Genomic DNA, 17,619 nt, shown 5'->3' with positions numbered 1-17,619 from the left:
TGGCTTTCAATACCCTGGCGGATTTGACGGTGTTTGACCGAAGGATCACACAAGGATCACAGGAGGGTGGCAGGTTTCAGCTACTATTATGTGTGTACTTGCTTGATTATCATTTATTTGTAATCAAGCCTTTTCAGCAGGTGCCCGCTGCTATGGCATATGGGGCGTTTTTGGACTTTTATGCTGCTATAATTGACTATCTTTGCGGCCCATGACCTTCGCCGAATTTAAACTCAGCCTGCAGCAGGCCGCTCCTCCGCCGGGAATTTCCCCGGTGCTGGAAGCCATGTGGTGGGACGGGAAGGGGGATTGGGACCGGAGCCACGATATTGCCCAGGAGGTTCATTCGGCCCGGGGTTCCTGGGTGCATGCCTACCTTCACCGCAAGGAGGGCGATAACGGGAACGCCGGTTATTGGTACGCACGGGCGGGGAAAAGAATGCCTTCGGTATTGCTGGAGGTGGAGTGGGAGCAGGTAGTGACGGAATTATTGAAAGAAAATGCCCGGTAATGGGGCTTTTTCAAAAATTTCTTCGATCACAATTTTGTATTCTAAATAGGAAATGATACCTTTGCCCTCCCAAATTCTCATAATGGGCTATTTGGATGTCATTGTAAACTAGCAGAAAAAAATATAAATTAGGTAAGAATGCCTACAATACAACAATTAGTAAGAAAAGGAAGAGAAATTATCCGGGCCAAATCAAAGTCAAGAGCTTTAGATGCCTGCCCTCAGCGTCGTGGCGTATGTACCCGCGTGTACACTACCACCCCTAAAAAGCCGAACTCTGCATTGCGTAAGGTTGCAAAAGTGCGTCTGACCAATAAAGTAGAGGTGATCGCCTACATTCCGGGTGAAGGTCACAACCTGCAGGAGCACTCTATCGTTCTGATCCGCGGCGGCAGGGTAAAAGATCTGCCGGGTGTTCGTTACCACATTGTTCGTGGTTCCCTGGATACTGCTGGTGTGAAGGACAGGAAGCAGAGCCGTTCCAAATATGGTACCAAGAAGGAAAAGGCCAAAAAATAATTAATCGTAAATAGTTGAAATTTTTCAAATAAATGAGAAAGCAAGCTGCAAAAAAATTACCCCTGGCACCCGATCCCAGGTTCCAGGATAAACTGGTAACTCGTTTCGTGAACAACGTCATGGAACAAGGAAAAAAGAGCATTGCCTATAGAATTTTCTACGACGCGATCGACCGCGTAAGCCAGATGACCAACGAAAATGGTTACGAAATCTGGAAAAAAGCATTATCTAACGTAACTCCTGCCGTTGAAGTACGCAGCCGCCGTATCGGTGGTGCCACCTTCCAGATCCCCGCTGAGGTTCGTGCAGACAGGAAAGTTTCCCTGAGCATCAAATGGCTCGTGCGCTACGCCAGCGAAAGAAATGGTAAGAGCATGGCAGAGAAACTGGCCAACGAAATCGTTGCCGCCAGCAAAGGTGAAGGCGCCGCTTTCAAAAAGAAAGAAGACACCCACCGTATGGCTGAAGCAAACAAAGCTTTCTCCCACTTCAAAGTTTAATTATCCGCCCGCCTCACCGCGGTGCATATATATCTTTAGCAAACATCCCCGGAGTTTTCCGGGGATGTTTGCTTTTTTTGTGTTCTCCGGGTTTCAGGGGCTCCTTCCTGCAGGGAGCAACGCCCGCCGGGGATACAGAGATATGTTCTCCAGAGCCCGCAAAGTCGCCTGATTGCTTCATTCCTCCCGGGAACACACACTTCCCAGGAGTATAGAGGGGTGGCATTCTTCCTGCAAAGGCGCCTGATTGCTTCATTCTTCCCGGGAACACTTCCCTTGAGGATAGGGAGGTGGTATCCTTCCCGCAAAGCCACCTGGTTGCTTCTTTCCGCAACGCTCCTGAGGGTGGGGATGATAGCTTTGAAACGCTTTTTCCCCCAGCAGTACCTGGTTGCAGCTGCTTTTTCTCCGCCCGCCCGGACCTGATTTCCCCAACAGCGCACTTGCCAATGCACCGGTTGTTTCCTGACATCCGTAGTAACCTTGGAGCAATACCTCCCAGGGATCACCCGTCGTAAAGCTCCCCCGGAAGGCTGTCCATAAAAAAGCCGGTCCTTTCGGACCGGCGCTTCGCCACAGTAACCAGACATAAACCTCAGAAGTTTAAACCTGGCTCCTGCGCTGTTTATTTAACATTCACGAGAACTTTGATCTTGCCTTCACCGGCTGCCAGCTCCTGCAATGCCTTGCCGATCACCTGGCCGGGTTTCACCTTATCGGGGTCGGCCTTCATCGCATAACCGGCCTTGCTGGCAGTTACCAACAGGTCGCCGCGTTTGATGGCGCCGCCTTCATCGCACACTTTTGTGGGAATCACGCCGATTACGCCCATCGGTACCTGGTCGGTGATATCTTCCACGCCTTCTTTTTCCGTCAGCAGCACACCGGGTTTGGTGGCATACACACCGGCCACGAGGGTGGAATAAGGTGAGGATGACTTTTCCATGGTGCGGTCTGTGCTGGTGGAGATGACCATCACGTCGCCGGGCTCATAAGCAGTCATGGAGCCGATTACGTCAAAAGCCTCAGCCACGTCCGCACCGGAGTTTTGTGTACCGCCATTGAAAAAACCTCTGCCAGCTGAGTTTATGCGTGCTACGTTTACCGTACCCGGGTTGCCGCTTTTGAACAGAGCGATGGAACCATTGCTATGCTGTTCTACTGTCAGCACGGGATTGGTGTTGCCGGTGTTATAGTTCACGAAACGTGCTGCCCGGCCATCGCCGAAGTTGGGTATCCAGGCGTATATGGCGGATCCGGTGCCGTCTGCGGTGGCCTCAATGCCGTCGCCGCTGTTGGAAGCATTGGTGGTAATGCCGTTCCCATTGCCATCCGCAATGGCGATCAAGGCGGGCCCGTTGCCGGCCGGGTTTGATGCATGGAACAGGCCCGCGTAACCGCCGGTGCCGGATGAAATACCATAGATCCCCGCCGTACCGAAGTTGGCAAATTGTGAATTCACCTCACCTCTTACCGCCGCAGAAGTACCCGTAACCCTATCCACTTTAAAGTTACCGGCGATACCGTTGCCCACTGTGGTGACGGTGATCACATCGCTGGTGTTGGTTTCGTTGAAGATATTGAAACGCCCTGCACGGCCTGTGGCAAATGTGGGCACCCATGCGTACAGCGCATTGCCTCCGCCATCGATATTGGTTTCCACACCGTTACCGTCTTTGGATGCGTTGGCGGTGATGGCGTTGCCGTTACCATCTGTGATGGCTACCAGCGCAGGGCCGTTGCCGCTGGCATTGGAGGCATGGAACAAACCGGCAAAGCCGCCCGTACCGGAAGAGATACCGAATATACCTGCCGCACCGAAGTTGCCAAAGATGGTTTTTACTTCAGAGCGCACGCCAGCAGCCACGCTGTTGGTATTATTCACCAGGAAAGAGGCGGCGTTACCCTGCGTGTTGTCGGGAATATTACCGTTGCCATTGGTTTCCACTTCGAGTGTGTTGCCCGTGGTGTTGGTGTTCAGGAAGTTTTCGAACCTGCCGGCCCGGCCGGTACTGTTATTCAGCCCTACCTGTCCCAGTACGCCTACTGCAGTGCCAGAGGTATTGGTGGCAACAAAGCCGCGCACACCGTAACCACCGCCATCGTTGCGGCCTACTACGGCGCCTGCGATGTCGCTGGTGGTGCGGCCTACTACCGCCTCGCCACCGCCGTTGTTGTCACCGATGACACCTGCGGAGGTCACCGCGCTGGTAATACCATGTATGGCGAAACCGGCTGCGGTAGAACTGCGTACCCCGGCGCCATTTCCGGTAGTGGTCACGTTCACTACGGTGCCGTTGCCCACGGAATTGACCACCAAAGCATTATTGTTGTTGGCGTTGTTGAAGATGCTGATGCTGGCCGGTATGCCGTTGTTGCTTGTCGCGGTCAAACCGGTGCCGGTATTGGCGTTTGCATATACCCCGATACCATTGGCACTGGCGTTGCCATACACGCCGAGCCCGTTCGGGGTCACGCCATACACACCCCAGCCACTGCCGTTCTGCGAGCCATACACACCAACGCCCAAACCGCCGGTACCGTTGTTGATACCACGTACCGCTGCGGAGAACCCTCCGGGAGTTGTGCTGGTGATAATACCGCGTATAGCTGCAACATTACTGGTAGTGGTGCCGTTAGTGCCTTCCAGGGAAGTACCGTCGCCGGCATTATTGATGGAAAAGAGAGTAGCAGGGTTGTTCTCATTGGCAACGTAAGGCAGGGTGAATGCACCGCCTACCGTGCCGGGCGCCCATTCCACGCCATTGAATTTCAGCACGTCGTTAGCTATGGGAGCGGCCGCATTTACGGGCCGCGTCTGTATTTTAGCTACCACGGGATCAGGATAAGATCCTGAGAGGTCGCCACCCGCGGGGGCGCCAACTATAGAACCGGCAGGACCGGCGGGACCAACCGGTCCAACAGGACCGGCAGGGCCAACCGGGCCCACTGCGCCAACCGCACCAGCAGGGCCAACGGGGCCAACTGCACCGGCAGGACCGGCGGGACCAACCGCACCTGCGGGGCCAACGGGGCCAACCGCGCCGGCGGGGCCGGCAGGACCAACAGGACCGGCGGGGCCAGCAGGGCCAGCAGGACCGGCAGGACCCGGAAGACCGCCGTTAACGGAGAACATGGCGTAAGGTACTGCCATCAGTTGGCTGGTGCCCAGCACGTTGAACCCGCTGCCGGTGTTCACTTCCACGCGTACGTACTGGTTGGCGTTCGCCCAGGGTACCCCGGCGAAGGTGCCTGAAACAGGCGTACCGCGGCCGATTTGCAGGCTGAAAAGCCCCAGTGCGTTGGTATTGGCGTTATGTGTTTCCTGGTATTGCACGGGGCCTGCGGCGGAGCCTCCCAAAATGGAGAACCGCACGGTGATGGCGGCGTTCGCCAATACAGTGCCGTTGGCATTCCGCGCCACGGCCTGGTAGTTGGTGCCGCTCAGGCCGCTTTGTGCGAAGGTCTGGGGCAGGTATGCGAGCAGTGAGAGTATGATGAGGTTAAATATCTTTTTCATAGCGGATGCTTTTATTGTTTAGTCGCCTGGCTTGTTTGTGTGGGAATGTTGACCGTCGGGGCCGGCTTGGCAGCGGGTTCCCGCTGTTTATCCAGCTCTTCCTGCGTCATTTCGGAAGTCAGTTTGACACCGGCCGGGGCTTTGCGCGCGTTCAAACTGCCTGCAGGACGTACCGTCTGCAGTTGCGGTTTGTAGTTGGTGAAAATGCTTTCGCGCACGCTGCCGGTAACTTTCGGCTTTCCTTCGTGCCCGGAAACGGAGGCTTTTTTCAGGTTGGCCATATCCGCATCGTAGTTGGGGAACAGCAGGTATTTGGTGGAACGGGCGGCCTGGGGCGATGCGCTCTGGGCCATCACTGCGCCTGCGGATAAAAACAGCAGGCCGGTGAGAAGAAGTATAGTTTTCATGGTGAGAGGTTTAAAGGTGAAGGTTTATTTCTGTGGGAAAATGTTGTACATCAGGGTGAATACCATGCTCCTACGCTGAATGAGGCTGTTGCTGGTGGGCATCAGGTAAGCCATGTCGATGGTAACGCCGCCGATGTTCACGCCGATGCCGGCGGTGAAATGCTGGCGGTTGCCTTTATTCGGATGCTCGTAGAAATACCCCGTGCGCACAAAGAATTTGTGCTGGTAGGCGTATTCAAGCCCGGAGGCAATCGAGAATTCGCGCAGCTCTTCGTTGAATCCGCCCGGCGCGTCGCCGAAGGAGGAAAAAACGGCTTCGGCCACACCGCGGTTGGGATCCTTGCCCTTTTCGATTTCACCGGTGGGGTTGCCGCTTCCGTCGAGCTTGTAGATCGGCGGGGTGGGCACCAGCAGTTTGTTCACATCCATGGCCAGCGTAAACTGGTGTTCCTTTGTGTGCACGAACGAATAACCGGCGCCGATGCGCAGGTTCATGGGCAGGAACGATTTCCGGTTGTTATCATCGGTGTATTTCAGCCGGGAACCGAGATTGGTAAAGCTTACACCCCAGCAGAAACGGTTGCCGTAATCGAGGTTGTCTGCATAACTCTGATAATACAATCCCACATCACCGGCCACGGCGGACGCGGGTTTTTGCACCTGTCCGTTGTAAGTGCCGTTGCCGAGTTCGCTGCGGATGTAGCGCAACGATACGGCCAGGGAGTACCGGCTGCCCAGCTTGCGGGCGTAGGCGGCATCAATCGCGAATTCTTTCGGCCGGTACTGTTGCAGTTCCATGCCGTTATCGTCGCGGAACACCACTTCGCCGTAATCGAAATATTTAACGGACACGCCTATACTTTGTTGGTCTTCCCAGGTCTTGAACCCGGAAACATAGGCCATGTGTGTTTTGTGGTCGTTCAGGTCCCACATCCACGGAGAATAGGAGGCGCTCACGCCCCAGTTGCCCGCAAACGGAAGTTTGGCCGCATTGGCAAACATCGCGTTGGCGTCGGGCTCCAGGCCGGTGACGGCATCGCCCATGCCGTTGCTGCGTGCGTCAGGGTTCACGAGCAGGAAGGCGCCTCCGATATTGAGCGGTTGTTGTTGCGTTTTTTGGGCCAGCAATGGATGTGCAACCAGCACGCAACAAAACAGTAGGAGCATTTTTGTGTGCTTCATAAAAAGTTTTTTTGCGATGAGTTACTGAATGATGAGTTTTTCGGTGAATACCTGGCTCTGTACTTTGAACACTACCGTGTAGATGCCCGCTGCAAGCCTGTCTACCTGCACAGGAATCACGATTTTACCCGGCCCGAAGGTTTTCACCTCCTGGTAGATCACCTGGCCGAGCGTGTTCACGAGCATGAACACCACTGTGGCGTCCGTGAGCAGGTTGAAGCCCACTTTAACGGTCGTGAGGGCAGGGTTGGGGTAGAGCATAAAGTCCAGCGCCGCCGGGCCGCCCGGCAGGATGGGAGGGAGCACTTCCGGCTGGTGGAAGCCCTGCGTGAGCAGCAGGCCGCCGTTGCTGAAAGTTTGCACCATGGCCTCACCGATGGTGTAGTCGATGGTGATGTTGCCGGCTGTGCCGGAGGTGCCGCTACTGGCCGTTACTTCGCGTACCAGCACGAGCTGCGCCTTCGAAGGCAGCCACGCCATGGCCAGAAAGATTGCCAGAAGCAGATGCTTTGTAGAAAAGTGTTTCATAATCATTGAGGTTATATGTTGGAATCTGGAAATGCTGCGAAAAAATGGAGAGATAACGGGTCACACAGGCATACAACGGTCCTGACCATAAGCGGGTATGGTGTGCGGAGGCTGCTGCTGCCGGGCTATTCCTTCAGCGGAGGGCAAAAAACGCCGTCACCACATATGTGTGCGGTGTGTCTGAATATTGCGCTCCATAAAATCCTTAACGCTGTTATACTGCTTCAACACGGGGAGTGATGTGGGGCTCCCGAACTACATTTTTCCTTTGGTTTTTAATGCTTAATGGGGTTTCTTCAGGCTGAGAACGGTGTAAAGTTAGATAAAAAACGGCCCGTGGCAAGGGTTCCCGGGGGCTATTTCATTTTTGGCAGGTTTAGGATGATGATTGGTTGTTTTTAGAAAGGGGACGGCGTTCCGGAGCAGGCCCTTTTCCGGAGGGAAGTGGGCGAGAAGTGCTAATTTTGCAGTTTGGGGCAGGATGGAAAGAAAGAACCGGCGGCAGTAGTTGACAATCAATGGTTTTCGGCAGAAATGGATACGGTTGAAACGTTGTATCATGAATTAACATTTTCACAAAGAATCCCGTTTCGTTAATTAAGATAAATAGTTTACCTTTGCCCCCCAAATTGCATTACTTATAGTCATTTTACTTTTATGGCAGACTTAAGATTTCAAAGAAACTTTGGTATTGCGGCGCACATCGATGCCGGTAAAACCACTACCACAGAGCGTATCCTGTATTATACAGGGAAGACCCACAAAATCGGTGAGGTTCACGAAGGGGCAGCTACCATGGACTGGATGGCCCAGGAGCAGGAGAGAGGTATTACCATCACATCTGCTGCCACCACCTGTTTCTGGAACTTCCCGACCAACCAGGGAAAAAGTACGCCTGATACCAAACAGTATAAATTCAATATCATTGATACTCCGGGCCACGTGGACTTTACCGTAGAGGTAGAGCGTTCGCTGCGCGTTCTGGACGGTCTGGTTGCGTTGTTCTGCGCTGTATCCGGCGTTGAACCCCAATCTGAAACCGTTTGGCGCCAGGCTAACAAATACAAGGTGCCCCGTATCGGTTTTGTGAATAAAATGGACCGTTCCGGTGCAGACTTCCTGAATGTGGTAAAACAGGTAAGGGAAATGCTGGGTGCAAACCCCGTTCCCCTGGTATTGCCCATCGGCGCTGAAGATAGCTTCAAAGGCGTGGTGGACCTGATTACCATGAAAGGTATCATCTGGGACGAAGCCGGTAAAGGCGCTACTTTCGAAGAAATCGAAATCCCCGAGGATATGAAAGCGGAAGCGGAAGAGTGGAGAGGCAAACTCGTGGAAGCGGTTGCCGACTACGACGACAAACTGCTCGAGAAATTCTTCGAAGACCCGAACTCAATTTCCGAAGCCGAGATTCACGAAGCGATCCGTAAAGCCACTATCGACATGGCGATCATCCCGATGATGTGCGGTTCTTCCTTCAAAAACAAAGGCGTTCAGAAAATGCTCGACGGCGTTTGCCGCTACCTGCCTTCTCCGATGGACGTTGAAGCCGTAAAAGGCACCAACCCGGACAACGGTGAGGAAATCGAGCGCCACCCCGATGCAAAAGAACCTTTTGCAGCCCTGGCGTTCAAAATCGCAACGGATCCTTTCGTAGGCCGCCTGGCGTTCTTCCGCGTGTACTCCGGCCGTCTGGACGGTGGTTCTTACGTACTGAACACCCGCACCGGCAAAAACGAACGTATCAGCCGTATCATGCAGATGCACGCTAACAAGCAGAACCCGATCGACTTCATCGAAGCCGGCGATATCGGTGCCGCTGTTGGTTTTAAAGATATCAAAACAGGTGACACACTGTGCCACGAAGATCATCCGATCGTTCTGGAATCCATGTCGTTCCCTGAGCCCGTTATCCACATCGCCATCGAACCTAAAACTCAGGCAGACGTAGATAAAATGGGTATGGCGATTGCCAAACTGGTAGAAGAAGATCCTACCCTGAAGGCAAAAACCGACGAAGAAACCGGCCAGACCGTATTGAGCGGTATGGGTGAGCTTCACCTCGAGATCATCGTTGACCGTATGCGCCGCGAGTTCAAAGTGGAAGTTAACCAGGGTGCTCCCCAGGTTGCTTACAAAGAAGCTTTCACGCAGAAAGTGGAGCACCGCGAAGTGTTCAAGAAACAAACCGGTGGTCGTGGTAAATTCGCCGACATCCAGGTGGAAATCGGTCCTGCCGACGCGGAATGGCTGAAAGAAAACGAAGGCAAATCCTTCCAGTTCGTGAACGATATCTTTGGTGGTTCTATCCCGAAAGAGTTCATCCCCGCGGTACAGAAAGGTTTTGAGCAATCCATGAACAATGGTGTGCTCGCCAACTTCCCGCTCACGAGCCTGAAAGTTCGCCTGTTCGACGGTTCTTTCCACGCGGTGGACTCCGATGCAATGTCTTTCGAACTTTGCGCCAAATCCGCCTTCCGTGAAGCCGGCCGTAAAGCGAAACCCGTTCTGCTGGAACCCATCATGAAAGTGGAAGTAACCACTCCTGACCAGTACATGGGTGACGTTACAGGTGACCTCAACCGTCGCCGTGGTATGCTCGAAGGTATGGAATCCCGTAACGGTGCACAGGTGATCAAAGCCAAAGTGCCCCTGAGCGAAATGTTCGGTTACGTAACGCAGCTGCGTTCACTGTCTTCCGGCCGCGCTACCTCCATCATGGAGTTCTCTCACTACAACCCTGCACCGAACAACATCGCTGAAGAAGTGGTGGCTAAGGTGAAAGGTAAAGTGAATGCCTAAGCACAAGTTGATAGATAGAAATAAAAAGGGCCCTCCGTACGCCGGGGGGCTTTTTTTTATCCTGTAACTTTTAAAGGGGCCCGTCCGCTTTACCGGCATTAAAACCCCGGATCATGCTTAACCTCAAAACAACTGCCCTCGGCATCGCCGTGCTGCTGGCCGCCTGCAGCAAACGGTCCCGTCCACAGCCCCAGCCGGCCTACAGCTACCGGTCGCTCAACAATGTGGAAGTCCGTTACCTCACCCCCTTTTCCCTCGACATTGATGAAGACGACACGGACGACGTGTTTTTCACCGTCGCCCTCCGGAACGACCAGCAGGGCACCCATGCCATGTTTACCGCCGTGGCGCTGAAAACCGCCAAAATGCTCTCCCGGCCCGACTCGGTGGTGCGCCTGCAGGCCGGCGACGAAATCCCCGTGCTGGCGCCTTATCCACACGAATGGAACGGCTTCGTGAACCACCTCTGCACCATCCTGCTGCCTGCAGCGAACCCCTCAGATACGACCTGGCTGGGCGATTGGGTGGCAGCCGATAAAAAGTTCATGGGCGTGCAGTTCAGGAAAGGCAATGATACCTTCCTGGGCTGGATTGCCGCCTCTGTGGACACGGCCCGAGACTGTATGATCCTGCACGACTGTGCCTGGCGCCACGTCAACGCGGGCGCCGTCAAAGCGGGGAAGCGACTGGAATGAATTATTCGGGTTTGCTGACCTCGATGATTTTACCCGGGCTGGTGTCCGTACAGATGTAAACGCGGCCGGCGGGTGATACGCAAACGTCCCGCAGGCGGCCGAATGCGTTCACGAAATAGTCTTTCCGTGCACTCACGGATTGCCCGTCCCCGCTGAGTTTCAGCTGGTACAGCGTCGCATTTTTGAGGCTTACCACCAGCAGGGAGTTTTTCCATTGGGGAATACGGTCGTGGTTATAATAATCCATGCCGCAAAGCGCGTAGGTACTTGCGCCGGTGGACCATATGGGCTGTTTTACGTTGTTGGCCGTGCAAAAAGTGTTTTCTGCAGACGTATTACAGGGCCCTTCCACGGTCGGCCAGCCGTAGTTGCGCTGTTTTTCGATGATGTTCACTTCATCTTCTATGCCTGCACCGTGTTCAGCCGCATAGAGGATGTTATTGGCCATTACGAGGCCCTGCGGGTTGCGGTGGCCGTAACTCCATACCGGGTTGCCGGCAAATGGATTATCGGCCGGTACCGACCCGTCGAGGTTCAGGCGGAGCACCTTGCCGCTAACAGAGTTAGTCAACTGGGCATTGGCCCCGGTGGCTGCGTCGCCGGTGGTGATGAACAGTTTATCGCCGTTGATCAGCAGGCGGGAACCGTTGTGGATGCCCGCTGCGGGGATATTGTCGATGATGGTGAGAGGAGAAGTGAGGGTGTTGTTCTCGTACCGGAACCGTACTACTTTTTCCCGGTAGGGGCTGCCGTAATTGTATACCACATATACGAAGGGCTGGGTGGAAAAGGACGGGTGCAGTACCATGCCCAGCAGGCCGCCTTCGCCGGTGGCCACTACGTCTGAAATGGTCAGCAGGGGCTTAAGCTCGCCCGTTTTCGGATCTACCCGGCTGATTTTCCCCCCGCGCTCCGTTATCCAGAGGTGGCTATCGGGGCCCCAGAGGATTTCCCAGGGCCGGGAGATGCCTTCCTGTACTACCACGCGCACGCTGTCTTTCGGCCAGGTAGGGTCTTCGCCGTTATTGCCGTTGTTGCCAGGGTTCTTTTTGCTGCAGGAAGCTGTAAGTAAAGTTCCGGCGCAGAGCAGCGCCAGGAGGGCGGTAGATATGGCGGCAGGTTTCATGGGAGTTTATTTTAACAACATTGAATTAACGAACAAATTGCCTGCCAGCTTAAAAAAAATAAAGATTTATACAACCTTTCCCGCATTCGAGTGTTTAAAATATACTTATTGTATTCATAATCAATCATCAACCCGTGCTTATTTGTCCCCACCTGGTGAATGTCGAAAGCAGCTAGTTTCATCAAAAACAATTCATATGAGAAAAATTGGTTACTTAACCCTCCTCATGTCCACAGTTTTATTCGCAGTTAACGGCTTTGCACAGACCCAGAAAGGGAATGTAATGGTGGGTGCCCAGCTTGCCAACATCGGAGGAACCTTTCAGAATGGGGGAAGTGTGTTCAACCTGAACCTGACGCCCAAGGCGGGCTGGTTTATCAGGGATAACATAGCCCTTGGGGTGGATGTTAACCTGGGGTTGACGACCGGGAACGATCAGACGGACTTTTTGTACGGGATTGGCGCATTTGGCCGGTACTATGTATCAGACAAGCGTGTAGAGCTGGACAGGAAGTCGCGGTGGTTTTTTGAAGCAAGTGCCGGTGTGAACGGTGTGAACCGGAAAGTCGGTGATGTGAGCACGAACACCAATGGTCTGGGGATAGGCATCGGGCCTGGTCTGGCTTATTTCATTACCCCCAACATCGGTCTCGAAGGATTGGTGAAATACGACCTGACCGTGGGTTTCGGTAGCTCCACAACTGCCCACAGGGTGAGCTTCAATCTAGGTTTCCAGATCTATCTGCCTTCTGCAAAAGCAAGGCAAACCATCCGGGAAGTAGGGAAATAAGCAGGAAACCCCTTTTAAGTCGATTATACAAACCTGAAAAACGGGCTGCTGCGCTTCACAAAGCGGGGTGGCCCGTTTAGCTTTTGCCGGGAGGCTCGAACCGGATCACGATCTGGTGTTTGGTGGTCACCGCTTTACCATCCAGTTTGGCCGGTATCCATTTCGGCATCTTTTCCACGAGGCGCATCGCTTCTTCTTCCAGTCCATAGCCGATTACTTCCCCCATGGTGGCGGGGTTGCCTACACGGCCGTTGGCGAGGATGAGGAATTCGACGGTAATGGCGCCTGTAATGCCGGCTGCCCTGGCCTCCTTGGGGTATTGCATGTTTTGTTTGATATAGTAACGCAGCGCCTGTCCGCCGCCGCTGAACTGCGGGAGGCTCGAAACAGCCGGCGTGGCCACTTCGGCCGGTTTGCGCAGCGAATTGGGGATGGTGATGCGCAGCGGCAGGGTCATCCGCAGGTCTACCGGTTTGCCGTTAAGCAGGCCCGGTTTCCAGCGCGGCATGCCTTTGAAGAGTTGCACCACTTCTTTGTCGAGCTGGCGCACGCCCGGGTATTTGATGGCAACATCGGTAATGTAGCCTGTGCGCTCTACGAGAAAATCCACGTAAACCATTACGGTTGAATCATTTCGAAGTGCTACGTAGGGGATGTTCAGGTGGGTGTGTATCCAGGCGGCCATGGCTTCTTCACCGCGGGGGAACTGCGGTAACACATCGGCGGCGAGGGCATCGAGCTCGCGGGAGAGTTCGGCTTTGCGCTCCTCGTCGGTGAGTGGGGCGGAAAGGGTGTCCTGGGCGGCTGCGGGGCAGAAAAAAATAAAAAAAAGCGCCGACAGCAGCAGGTTCCGGTAAATACTAAATTGCGGGCGGTAACGCATTGGATTTAAAAAGATTAAGTATTTTTCATAACTTGCGGGCGTCGAATCCCGGGTACTAAAACTAGCGGAAAAGCAGCAAAAAGTCAATATTCTCCTGAAATATACCCCTGAAATATTTGTCGCAATGAAAAAAACACTTACCTTTGCCCTCCCAAATTGAGGGGTAAATTAGAAGAAGTTCATTGCATATGTCTCAGAGAATTAGAATCAAGCTGAAGTCCTACGATCACAACCTGGTGGATAAGTCTGCCGAGAAGATCGTTAAAACCGTGCGAAACACGGGTGCCGTGGTAACAGGGCCTATTCCTTTACCGACAGAGAAGAAAATCTTTACGGTACTGCGTTCTCCGCACGTGAACAAAAAAGCGCGTGAGCAATTCCAACTGTGTACGCATAAGCGTTTGTTGGACATTTACACATCTTCTTCCAGAACCGTAGATGCGCTGAGCAAGCTCGATCTGCCGTCTGGTGTGGAAGTGGAGATTAAAGCGTAGTAAAAAAGGACCTCAGCAAAGGTGGGCATAGGCCCGCCTGAGGTGTTTTGTGACAACAGCATTAATAAAACAGGTCACGCCTTCCGGGTGGCCGCCCAATAAAAGCATTTAAACCGCTCATCCTGAGGATAGCTAGAGATCCCTCAGGCGCTGGGCTAAATTATATAACACATGAAAGGTATTATTGGTAAAAAGATTGGCATGACCAGCATCTTCGAGGCCAATGGCAAACAAACTGCCGTTACCATTATCGAGGCCGGTCCAAACGTGGTTACCCAGGTGAAATCCCAAGTCACTGACGGGTACGACGCCGTTCAGGTAGCTTTTGGCGAGAAAAAGGAAAAGAACACTCCCAAAGCTGAGAAAAATCACTTCGCGAAAGCACAAACCTCCCCTAAACGTTACGTAAAAGAGTTCCGCAACCCGGATACTGCCGTGGCTAAAGCCCTCGGAGAAACTATCACCGTTGAGATCTTCTCAGAAGGTGAGACAGTTGACGTTGTGGGAACTTCCAAAGGTAAAGGTTTCCAGGGCGTTGTAAAACGTCACGGTTTCAGCGGTGTGGGTGAGGCATCCCATGGCCAGCACGACCGTCAGAGAGCTCCCGGTTCCGTGGGCGGTTCATCTTATCCTTCCCGCGTATTCAAAGGTATGCGCATGGCAGGTCAGATGGGCAATGAGAGAGTGAAAGTGAAAGGTCTGAAGATCGTGAAGATTTTCCCTGACAAAAATTATATCCTGGTAAGTGGTTCCGTTCCCGGCCACATTGGTTCAATCGTTTTAATCCAGAAGTAATATGCAACTAGATATTTTAAATATAGAAGGTAAGAAGACCGGCAGGACTATTGAGCTTCCTGAAGAGATCTTTGGTGTTGAGCCGAACAATCACGTGATCTACCTCGCTGTAAAGCAATACCTGGCTGCACAGCGCCAGGGTACGCACAAAGTGAAAACGCGTGCTGAAGTGAAAGGTGCTTCCCGCAAGCTGCACAAACAAAAAGGTACCGGCGGTTCCCGTAAAGGTAACATCCGTAACCCGTTGTATAAAGGTGGTGGTACCATTTTCGGTCCCAAACCCCACGGTTACGACATCAAACTGAACCGTAAGGTGAAAGACGTGGCGAAAATCTCCGCCCTGTCTGTGAAAGCGAAAGAAAACAGCATCATCATCGTTGAAGATATCAAGCTGGACGCGCCGAAGACCAAACAGTTCGAAGGCATCCTCAAAAACCTGAACATCAACGTAGCAGGCAAAAAGACCCTGGTGGTACTGCCTGAGTACAATGACAACGTATACCTGTCACTGCGCAACATCCCGACTGTGGACAGCACCGTGCTGAGCGACGTGAACACTTACGAGATCATGAACAGCAACTACCTGGTGATCACGGAAAGCGCAGCCAAGATCTTCACTGAAGAGCCGGCTGACATCGTAGAGGCATAAATAAACAGGGCCGTGCGCCGATGCAACATTGGCTTGCGGCACAGAGCGAATAAAAGATGTAACCACAAGGTTCCGTCTTGCTGAAACAAAAAAATAACGAAGATGAAACCGCAGGGTTCCATCTGACCGATAACAAATCAAATTATAGCAGATGAAACTGTCTGATGTTTTAATCAAACCGGTGATATCGGAGAAGGTAAATAAGGCTACCGAAAAGTTCAACCGCTTTTACTTCATTGTTGACAAAAAAGCCAACAAACTGGAGATCAAAAAAGCAGTGGAAGACTTCTACGGCGTAACCGTTGCGGAAGTGAACACCATGGTAATGCCCGGCAAGAATAAAACCCGCTTTACCAAAGCCGGCTTTATTTCCGGTCGTAAGCCTTCTTACAAGAAAGCAGTGGTGACACTGGCTGAAGGAGAATCCATCGATCTGTATGCTAACATATAATATACCAGTGCCGTTAACGGCGTAAGCCGCTAACCTGGATGTATATACAGATCAACTTATAAATAGTCTATTAAATCATTGAATTAAGTAGAAAATGGCACTGAAAAAGTACAAACCGATTACAGCCGGTACCCGTTGGAAGATTGGCAATGCATACGCAGAGCTGACTACGGACACCCCTGAGAAGAGCCTGCTGGCTCCTGCACAGCGTACCGGCGGTAGAAACGCACAGGGCAGAAGGTCTATGCGTTACATCGGTGGCGGTCACAAAAAACAATACCGTATCGTGGATTTCAAACGCGATAAGGCCAATGTTCCCGCAACCGTAAAAACAATTGAATACGATCCGAACCGTACCGCTTTCATCGCGCTGCTGAACTATGCAGACGGTGAGAAACGTTACATCCTTGCTCCCCAGGGCCTGCAGGTGGGCGCCACTGTGATCAGCGGCACCGATGTGGCTCCTGAACTGGGTAATGCGTTACCGCTGAAAAACATGCCCCTGGGTACTGTGGTGCACAACATCGAGCTGCAGCCTGGTAAAGGCGGCGCCATTGCACGCAGCGCAGGTACTTATGCCCAGCTGAGCAACAAGGAAGAAAAATACGCCGTATTGAAAATGCCTTCCGGCGAGCTGCGCAAAGTGCTGAGCACCTGCATCGCCACCGTAGGTACAGTTTCCAACTCCGACCACGCCCTGCAGTCCATCGGTAAAGCCGGTGCCAACCGCTGGAGAGGTATCAAACCCCGCAACCGTGGTGTAGCGATGAACCCTGTGGATCACCCGATGGGTGGTGGTGAAGGTAAATCTTCAGGCGGTCACCCGAGGTCCAGAACAGGTAAATATGCGAAAGGTCTGAAAACCAGGAAGTCGCATAAGAGCTCTGACAAACTGATCATCAGCCGTAAAGACGGTAAGAAATTATAATTACGTATAACGAGTTTCAATCCCGGCAGGGCCGGGGTTGAAATCTTAAATAAACAACAACATGGGTCGTTCCATTAAAAAAGGTCCTTACGTAGACTTTAAATTAGAGAAGAAGGTAGAAAAGCAAAATGAAGGCACCAAGCGCACGGTTATCAAAACCTGGAGCCGCCGTTCTACCATCACTCCGGATTTTGTGGGCCACACTTTTGCCGTTCACAACGGTAACAAGTTCATCCCGGTGTACGTAACCGAGTTTATGGTAGGTCATAAACTGGGTGAATTTGCGCCAACCCGCAACTTTAAAGGGCACGCTAACAAAAAAATGTAGTCATCGGTTTGAAGGTTTCCCGTTTTCGGTTCCGGTAAAAGAGAACAAATGAAAGGCGATGGAAACAGCAAGACCGGACGCTGAAACAAGAAACTCATATAACACAGAAATTAATAACAATGGAAGCAGTAGCTAAGCTGAACAATAATCCTACATCTACCCGCAAAATGCGTTTGCTTGCAGACCTGATCCGCGGTCTGGATGTAGAGAAAGCTTTGAATATTTTGAAATTCCATCCTAAACACCCGAGCACCCCGCTGGAGAAACTGTTGCTCTCCGCTGTGGCTAACTGGAAAGTGAAGAACGAAGGGGCAAGGGTAGAAGATGCTAACCTGTTCGTGAAAACCGTATTTGTAGACGGTGGCCGCGTACTCAAAAGGATGCGCCCCGCACCGCAAGGCCGTGGTTACCGTATCCGTAAGAGAAGCAATCACGTAACAATTGTTGTGGACGGCCGCGCTGCCCAATAATAGCAAACTGTAGGAAAAAATATATTTAAACTCATAGACAA

At 52.6% G+C, this 17,619-nt stretch carries 20 protein-coding genes; 13 read left to right on the top strand and 7 right to left on the bottom strand.

What is annotated here, in order from left to right; genetic code table 11:
• Positions 1 to 211: 211 nt before the first annotated feature.
• The 3 genes from EGT74_RS21810 to rpsG all read left to right on the top strand — a co-directional run bounded on the left by EGT74_RS21810 (position 212) and on the right by rpsG (position 1,530).
• Entirely contained in the window at positions 212 to 511 is a 300-nt protein-coding gene (locus EGT74_RS21810; RefSeq protein WP_123848652.1) for a hypothetical protein, read from the top strand.
• Positions 512 to 649: 138 nt separating this feature from the next.
• Positions 650 to 1,030 carry a 30S ribosomal protein S12 gene (gene rpsL, locus EGT74_RS21805; protein ID WP_026751391.1) on the top strand — a complete coding sequence of 127 codons (381 nt, stop codon included), beginning with the start codon at positions 650 to 652 and terminating at the stop codon, positions 1,028 to 1,030.
• Between the two features lie 32 nt (positions 1,031 to 1,062).
• Positions 1,063 to 1,530, top strand: coding sequence for a 30S ribosomal protein S7 (gene rpsG, locus EGT74_RS21800; protein ID WP_123848651.1), 468 nt, complete (start codon positions 1,063 to 1,065; stop codon positions 1,528 to 1,530).
• Between the two features lie 625 nt (positions 1,531 to 2,155).
• On the opposite strand, the gene EGT74_RS21795 is transcribed toward rpsG, so the two are convergent.
• The 5 genes from EGT74_RS21795 to EGT74_RS21770 form a co-directional block, all read right to left on the bottom strand.
• On the bottom strand, positions 2,156 to 5,050 hold the full coding sequence (locus EGT74_RS21795; RefSeq protein WP_158618259.1) for a collagen-like protein: 2,895 nt from the start codon (positions 5,048 to 5,050) through the stop codon (positions 2,156 to 2,158).
• A gap of 11 nt (positions 5,051 to 5,061) precedes the next feature.
• Complete coding sequence (locus EGT74_RS21785; RefSeq protein ID WP_123848650.1) at positions 5,062 to 5,457, bottom strand: hypothetical protein; 396 nt, start codon at positions 5,455 to 5,457, stop codon at positions 5,062 to 5,064.
• 24 nt (positions 5,458 to 5,481) lie between these two features.
• Complete coding sequence (gene porV / locus EGT74_RS21780; protein ID WP_123848649.1) at positions 5,482 to 6,639, bottom strand: type IX secretion system outer membrane channel protein PorV; 1,158 nt, start codon at positions 6,637 to 6,639, stop codon at positions 5,482 to 5,484.
• 21 nt (positions 6,640 to 6,660) lie between these two features.
• A complete protein-coding gene (locus EGT74_RS21775) occupies positions 6,661 to 7,119 on the bottom strand; it encodes a T9SS type A sorting domain-containing protein (protein ID WP_158618258.1) in 459 nt (152 codons plus the stop codon).
• 366 nt (positions 7,120 to 7,485) lie between these two features.
• Entirely contained in the window at positions 7,486 to 7,728 is a 243-nt protein-coding gene (locus tag EGT74_RS21770) for a hypothetical protein (RefSeq protein ID WP_123848647.1), read from the bottom strand.
• 96 nt (positions 7,729 to 7,824) lie between these two features.
• On the opposite strand from EGT74_RS21770, the gene fusA reads away from it, so the two are divergent.
• A complete protein-coding gene (fusA, locus tag EGT74_RS21765) occupies positions 7,825 to 9,969 on the top strand; it encodes an elongation factor G (RefSeq protein WP_123848646.1) in 2,145 nt (714 codons plus the stop codon).
• A 113-nt stretch (positions 9,970 to 10,082) separates the two neighbouring features.
• Positions 10,083 to 10,664, top strand: coding sequence for a hypothetical protein (locus EGT74_RS21760; protein ID WP_123848645.1), 582 nt, complete (start codon positions 10,083 to 10,085; stop codon positions 10,662 to 10,664).
• A gap of 1 nt (position 10,665) precedes the next feature.
• Here EGT74_RS21760 and EGT74_RS21755 read toward each other — a convergent pair whose 3' ends face one another.
• Complete coding sequence (locus EGT74_RS21755; RefSeq protein ID WP_123848644.1) at positions 10,666 to 11,790, bottom strand: PQQ-dependent sugar dehydrogenase; 1,125 nt, start codon at positions 11,788 to 11,790, stop codon at positions 10,666 to 10,668.
• A gap of 226 nt (positions 11,791 to 12,016) precedes the next feature.
• On the opposite strand from EGT74_RS21755, the gene EGT74_RS21750 reads away from it, so the two are divergent.
• On the top strand, positions 12,017 to 12,580 hold the full coding sequence (locus EGT74_RS21750) for a hypothetical protein (RefSeq protein WP_220392924.1): 564 nt from the start codon (positions 12,017 to 12,019) through the stop codon (positions 12,578 to 12,580).
• 76 nt (positions 12,581 to 12,656) lie between these two features.
• On the opposite strand, the gene EGT74_RS21745 is transcribed toward EGT74_RS21750, so the two are convergent.
• Positions 12,657 to 13,463, bottom strand: coding sequence for an energy transducer TonB (locus EGT74_RS21745; protein WP_123848642.1), 807 nt, complete (start codon positions 13,461 to 13,463; stop codon positions 12,657 to 12,659).
• Positions 13,464 to 13,651: 188 nt separating this feature from the next.
• On the opposite strand from EGT74_RS21745, the gene rpsJ reads away from it, so the two are divergent.
• The 7 genes from rpsJ (at position 13,652) to rplV (ending at position 17,578) form a co-directional block, all read left to right on the top strand.
• Positions 13,652 to 13,957 (top strand): 30S ribosomal protein S10, encoded by a 306-nt coding sequence (gene rpsJ, locus EGT74_RS21740; protein ID WP_012789286.1) that lies wholly within the window; start codon positions 13,652 to 13,654, stop codon positions 13,955 to 13,957.
• Between the two features lie 171 nt (positions 13,958 to 14,128).
• Positions 14,129 to 14,752 (top strand): 50S ribosomal protein L3, encoded by a 624-nt coding sequence (rplC, locus tag EGT74_RS21735; RefSeq protein ID WP_123848641.1) that lies wholly within the window; start codon positions 14,129 to 14,131, stop codon positions 14,750 to 14,752.
• A 1-nt stretch (position 14,753) separates the two neighbouring features.
• On the top strand, positions 14,754 to 15,401 hold the full coding sequence (gene rplD / locus EGT74_RS21730; protein WP_123848640.1) for a 50S ribosomal protein L4: 648 nt from the start codon (positions 14,754 to 14,756) through the stop codon (positions 15,399 to 15,401).
• 151 nt (positions 15,402 to 15,552) lie between these two features.
• Entirely contained in the window at positions 15,553 to 15,852 is a 300-nt protein-coding gene (rplW, locus tag EGT74_RS21725; RefSeq protein WP_120516923.1) for a 50S ribosomal protein L23, read from the top strand.
• 94 nt (positions 15,853 to 15,946) lie between these two features.
• The gene (rplB, locus tag EGT74_RS21720; RefSeq protein WP_123848639.1) at positions 15,947 to 16,780 is read left to right on the top strand and encodes a 50S ribosomal protein L2; all 834 of its coding nucleotides are present in this window, start codon (positions 15,947 to 15,949) and stop codon (positions 16,778 to 16,780) included.
• A gap of 61 nt (positions 16,781 to 16,841) precedes the next feature.
• Positions 16,842 to 17,108: a 30S ribosomal protein S19 gene (rpsS, locus tag EGT74_RS21715; RefSeq protein ID WP_120516921.1), complete on the top strand. Its 267-nt coding sequence runs from the start codon at positions 16,842 to 16,844 to the stop codon at positions 17,106 to 17,108.
• A 119-nt stretch (positions 17,109 to 17,227) separates the two neighbouring features.
• The gene (rplV, locus tag EGT74_RS21710; protein WP_119078754.1) at positions 17,228 to 17,578 is read left to right on the top strand and encodes a 50S ribosomal protein L22; all 351 of its coding nucleotides are present in this window, start codon (positions 17,228 to 17,230) and stop codon (positions 17,576 to 17,578) included.
• Positions 17,579 to 17,619: the final 41 nt, after the last annotated feature.

This window comes from Chitinophaga lutea (assembly GCF_003813775.1).
Taxonomy (GTDB): Bacteria; Bacteroidota; Bacteroidia; order Chitinophagales; family Chitinophagaceae; genus Chitinophaga; species Chitinophaga lutea.
The sequence above is the reverse complement of the archived record's forward strand: the minus strand, read 5'-3'. Positions and strand labels throughout refer to the sequence as shown.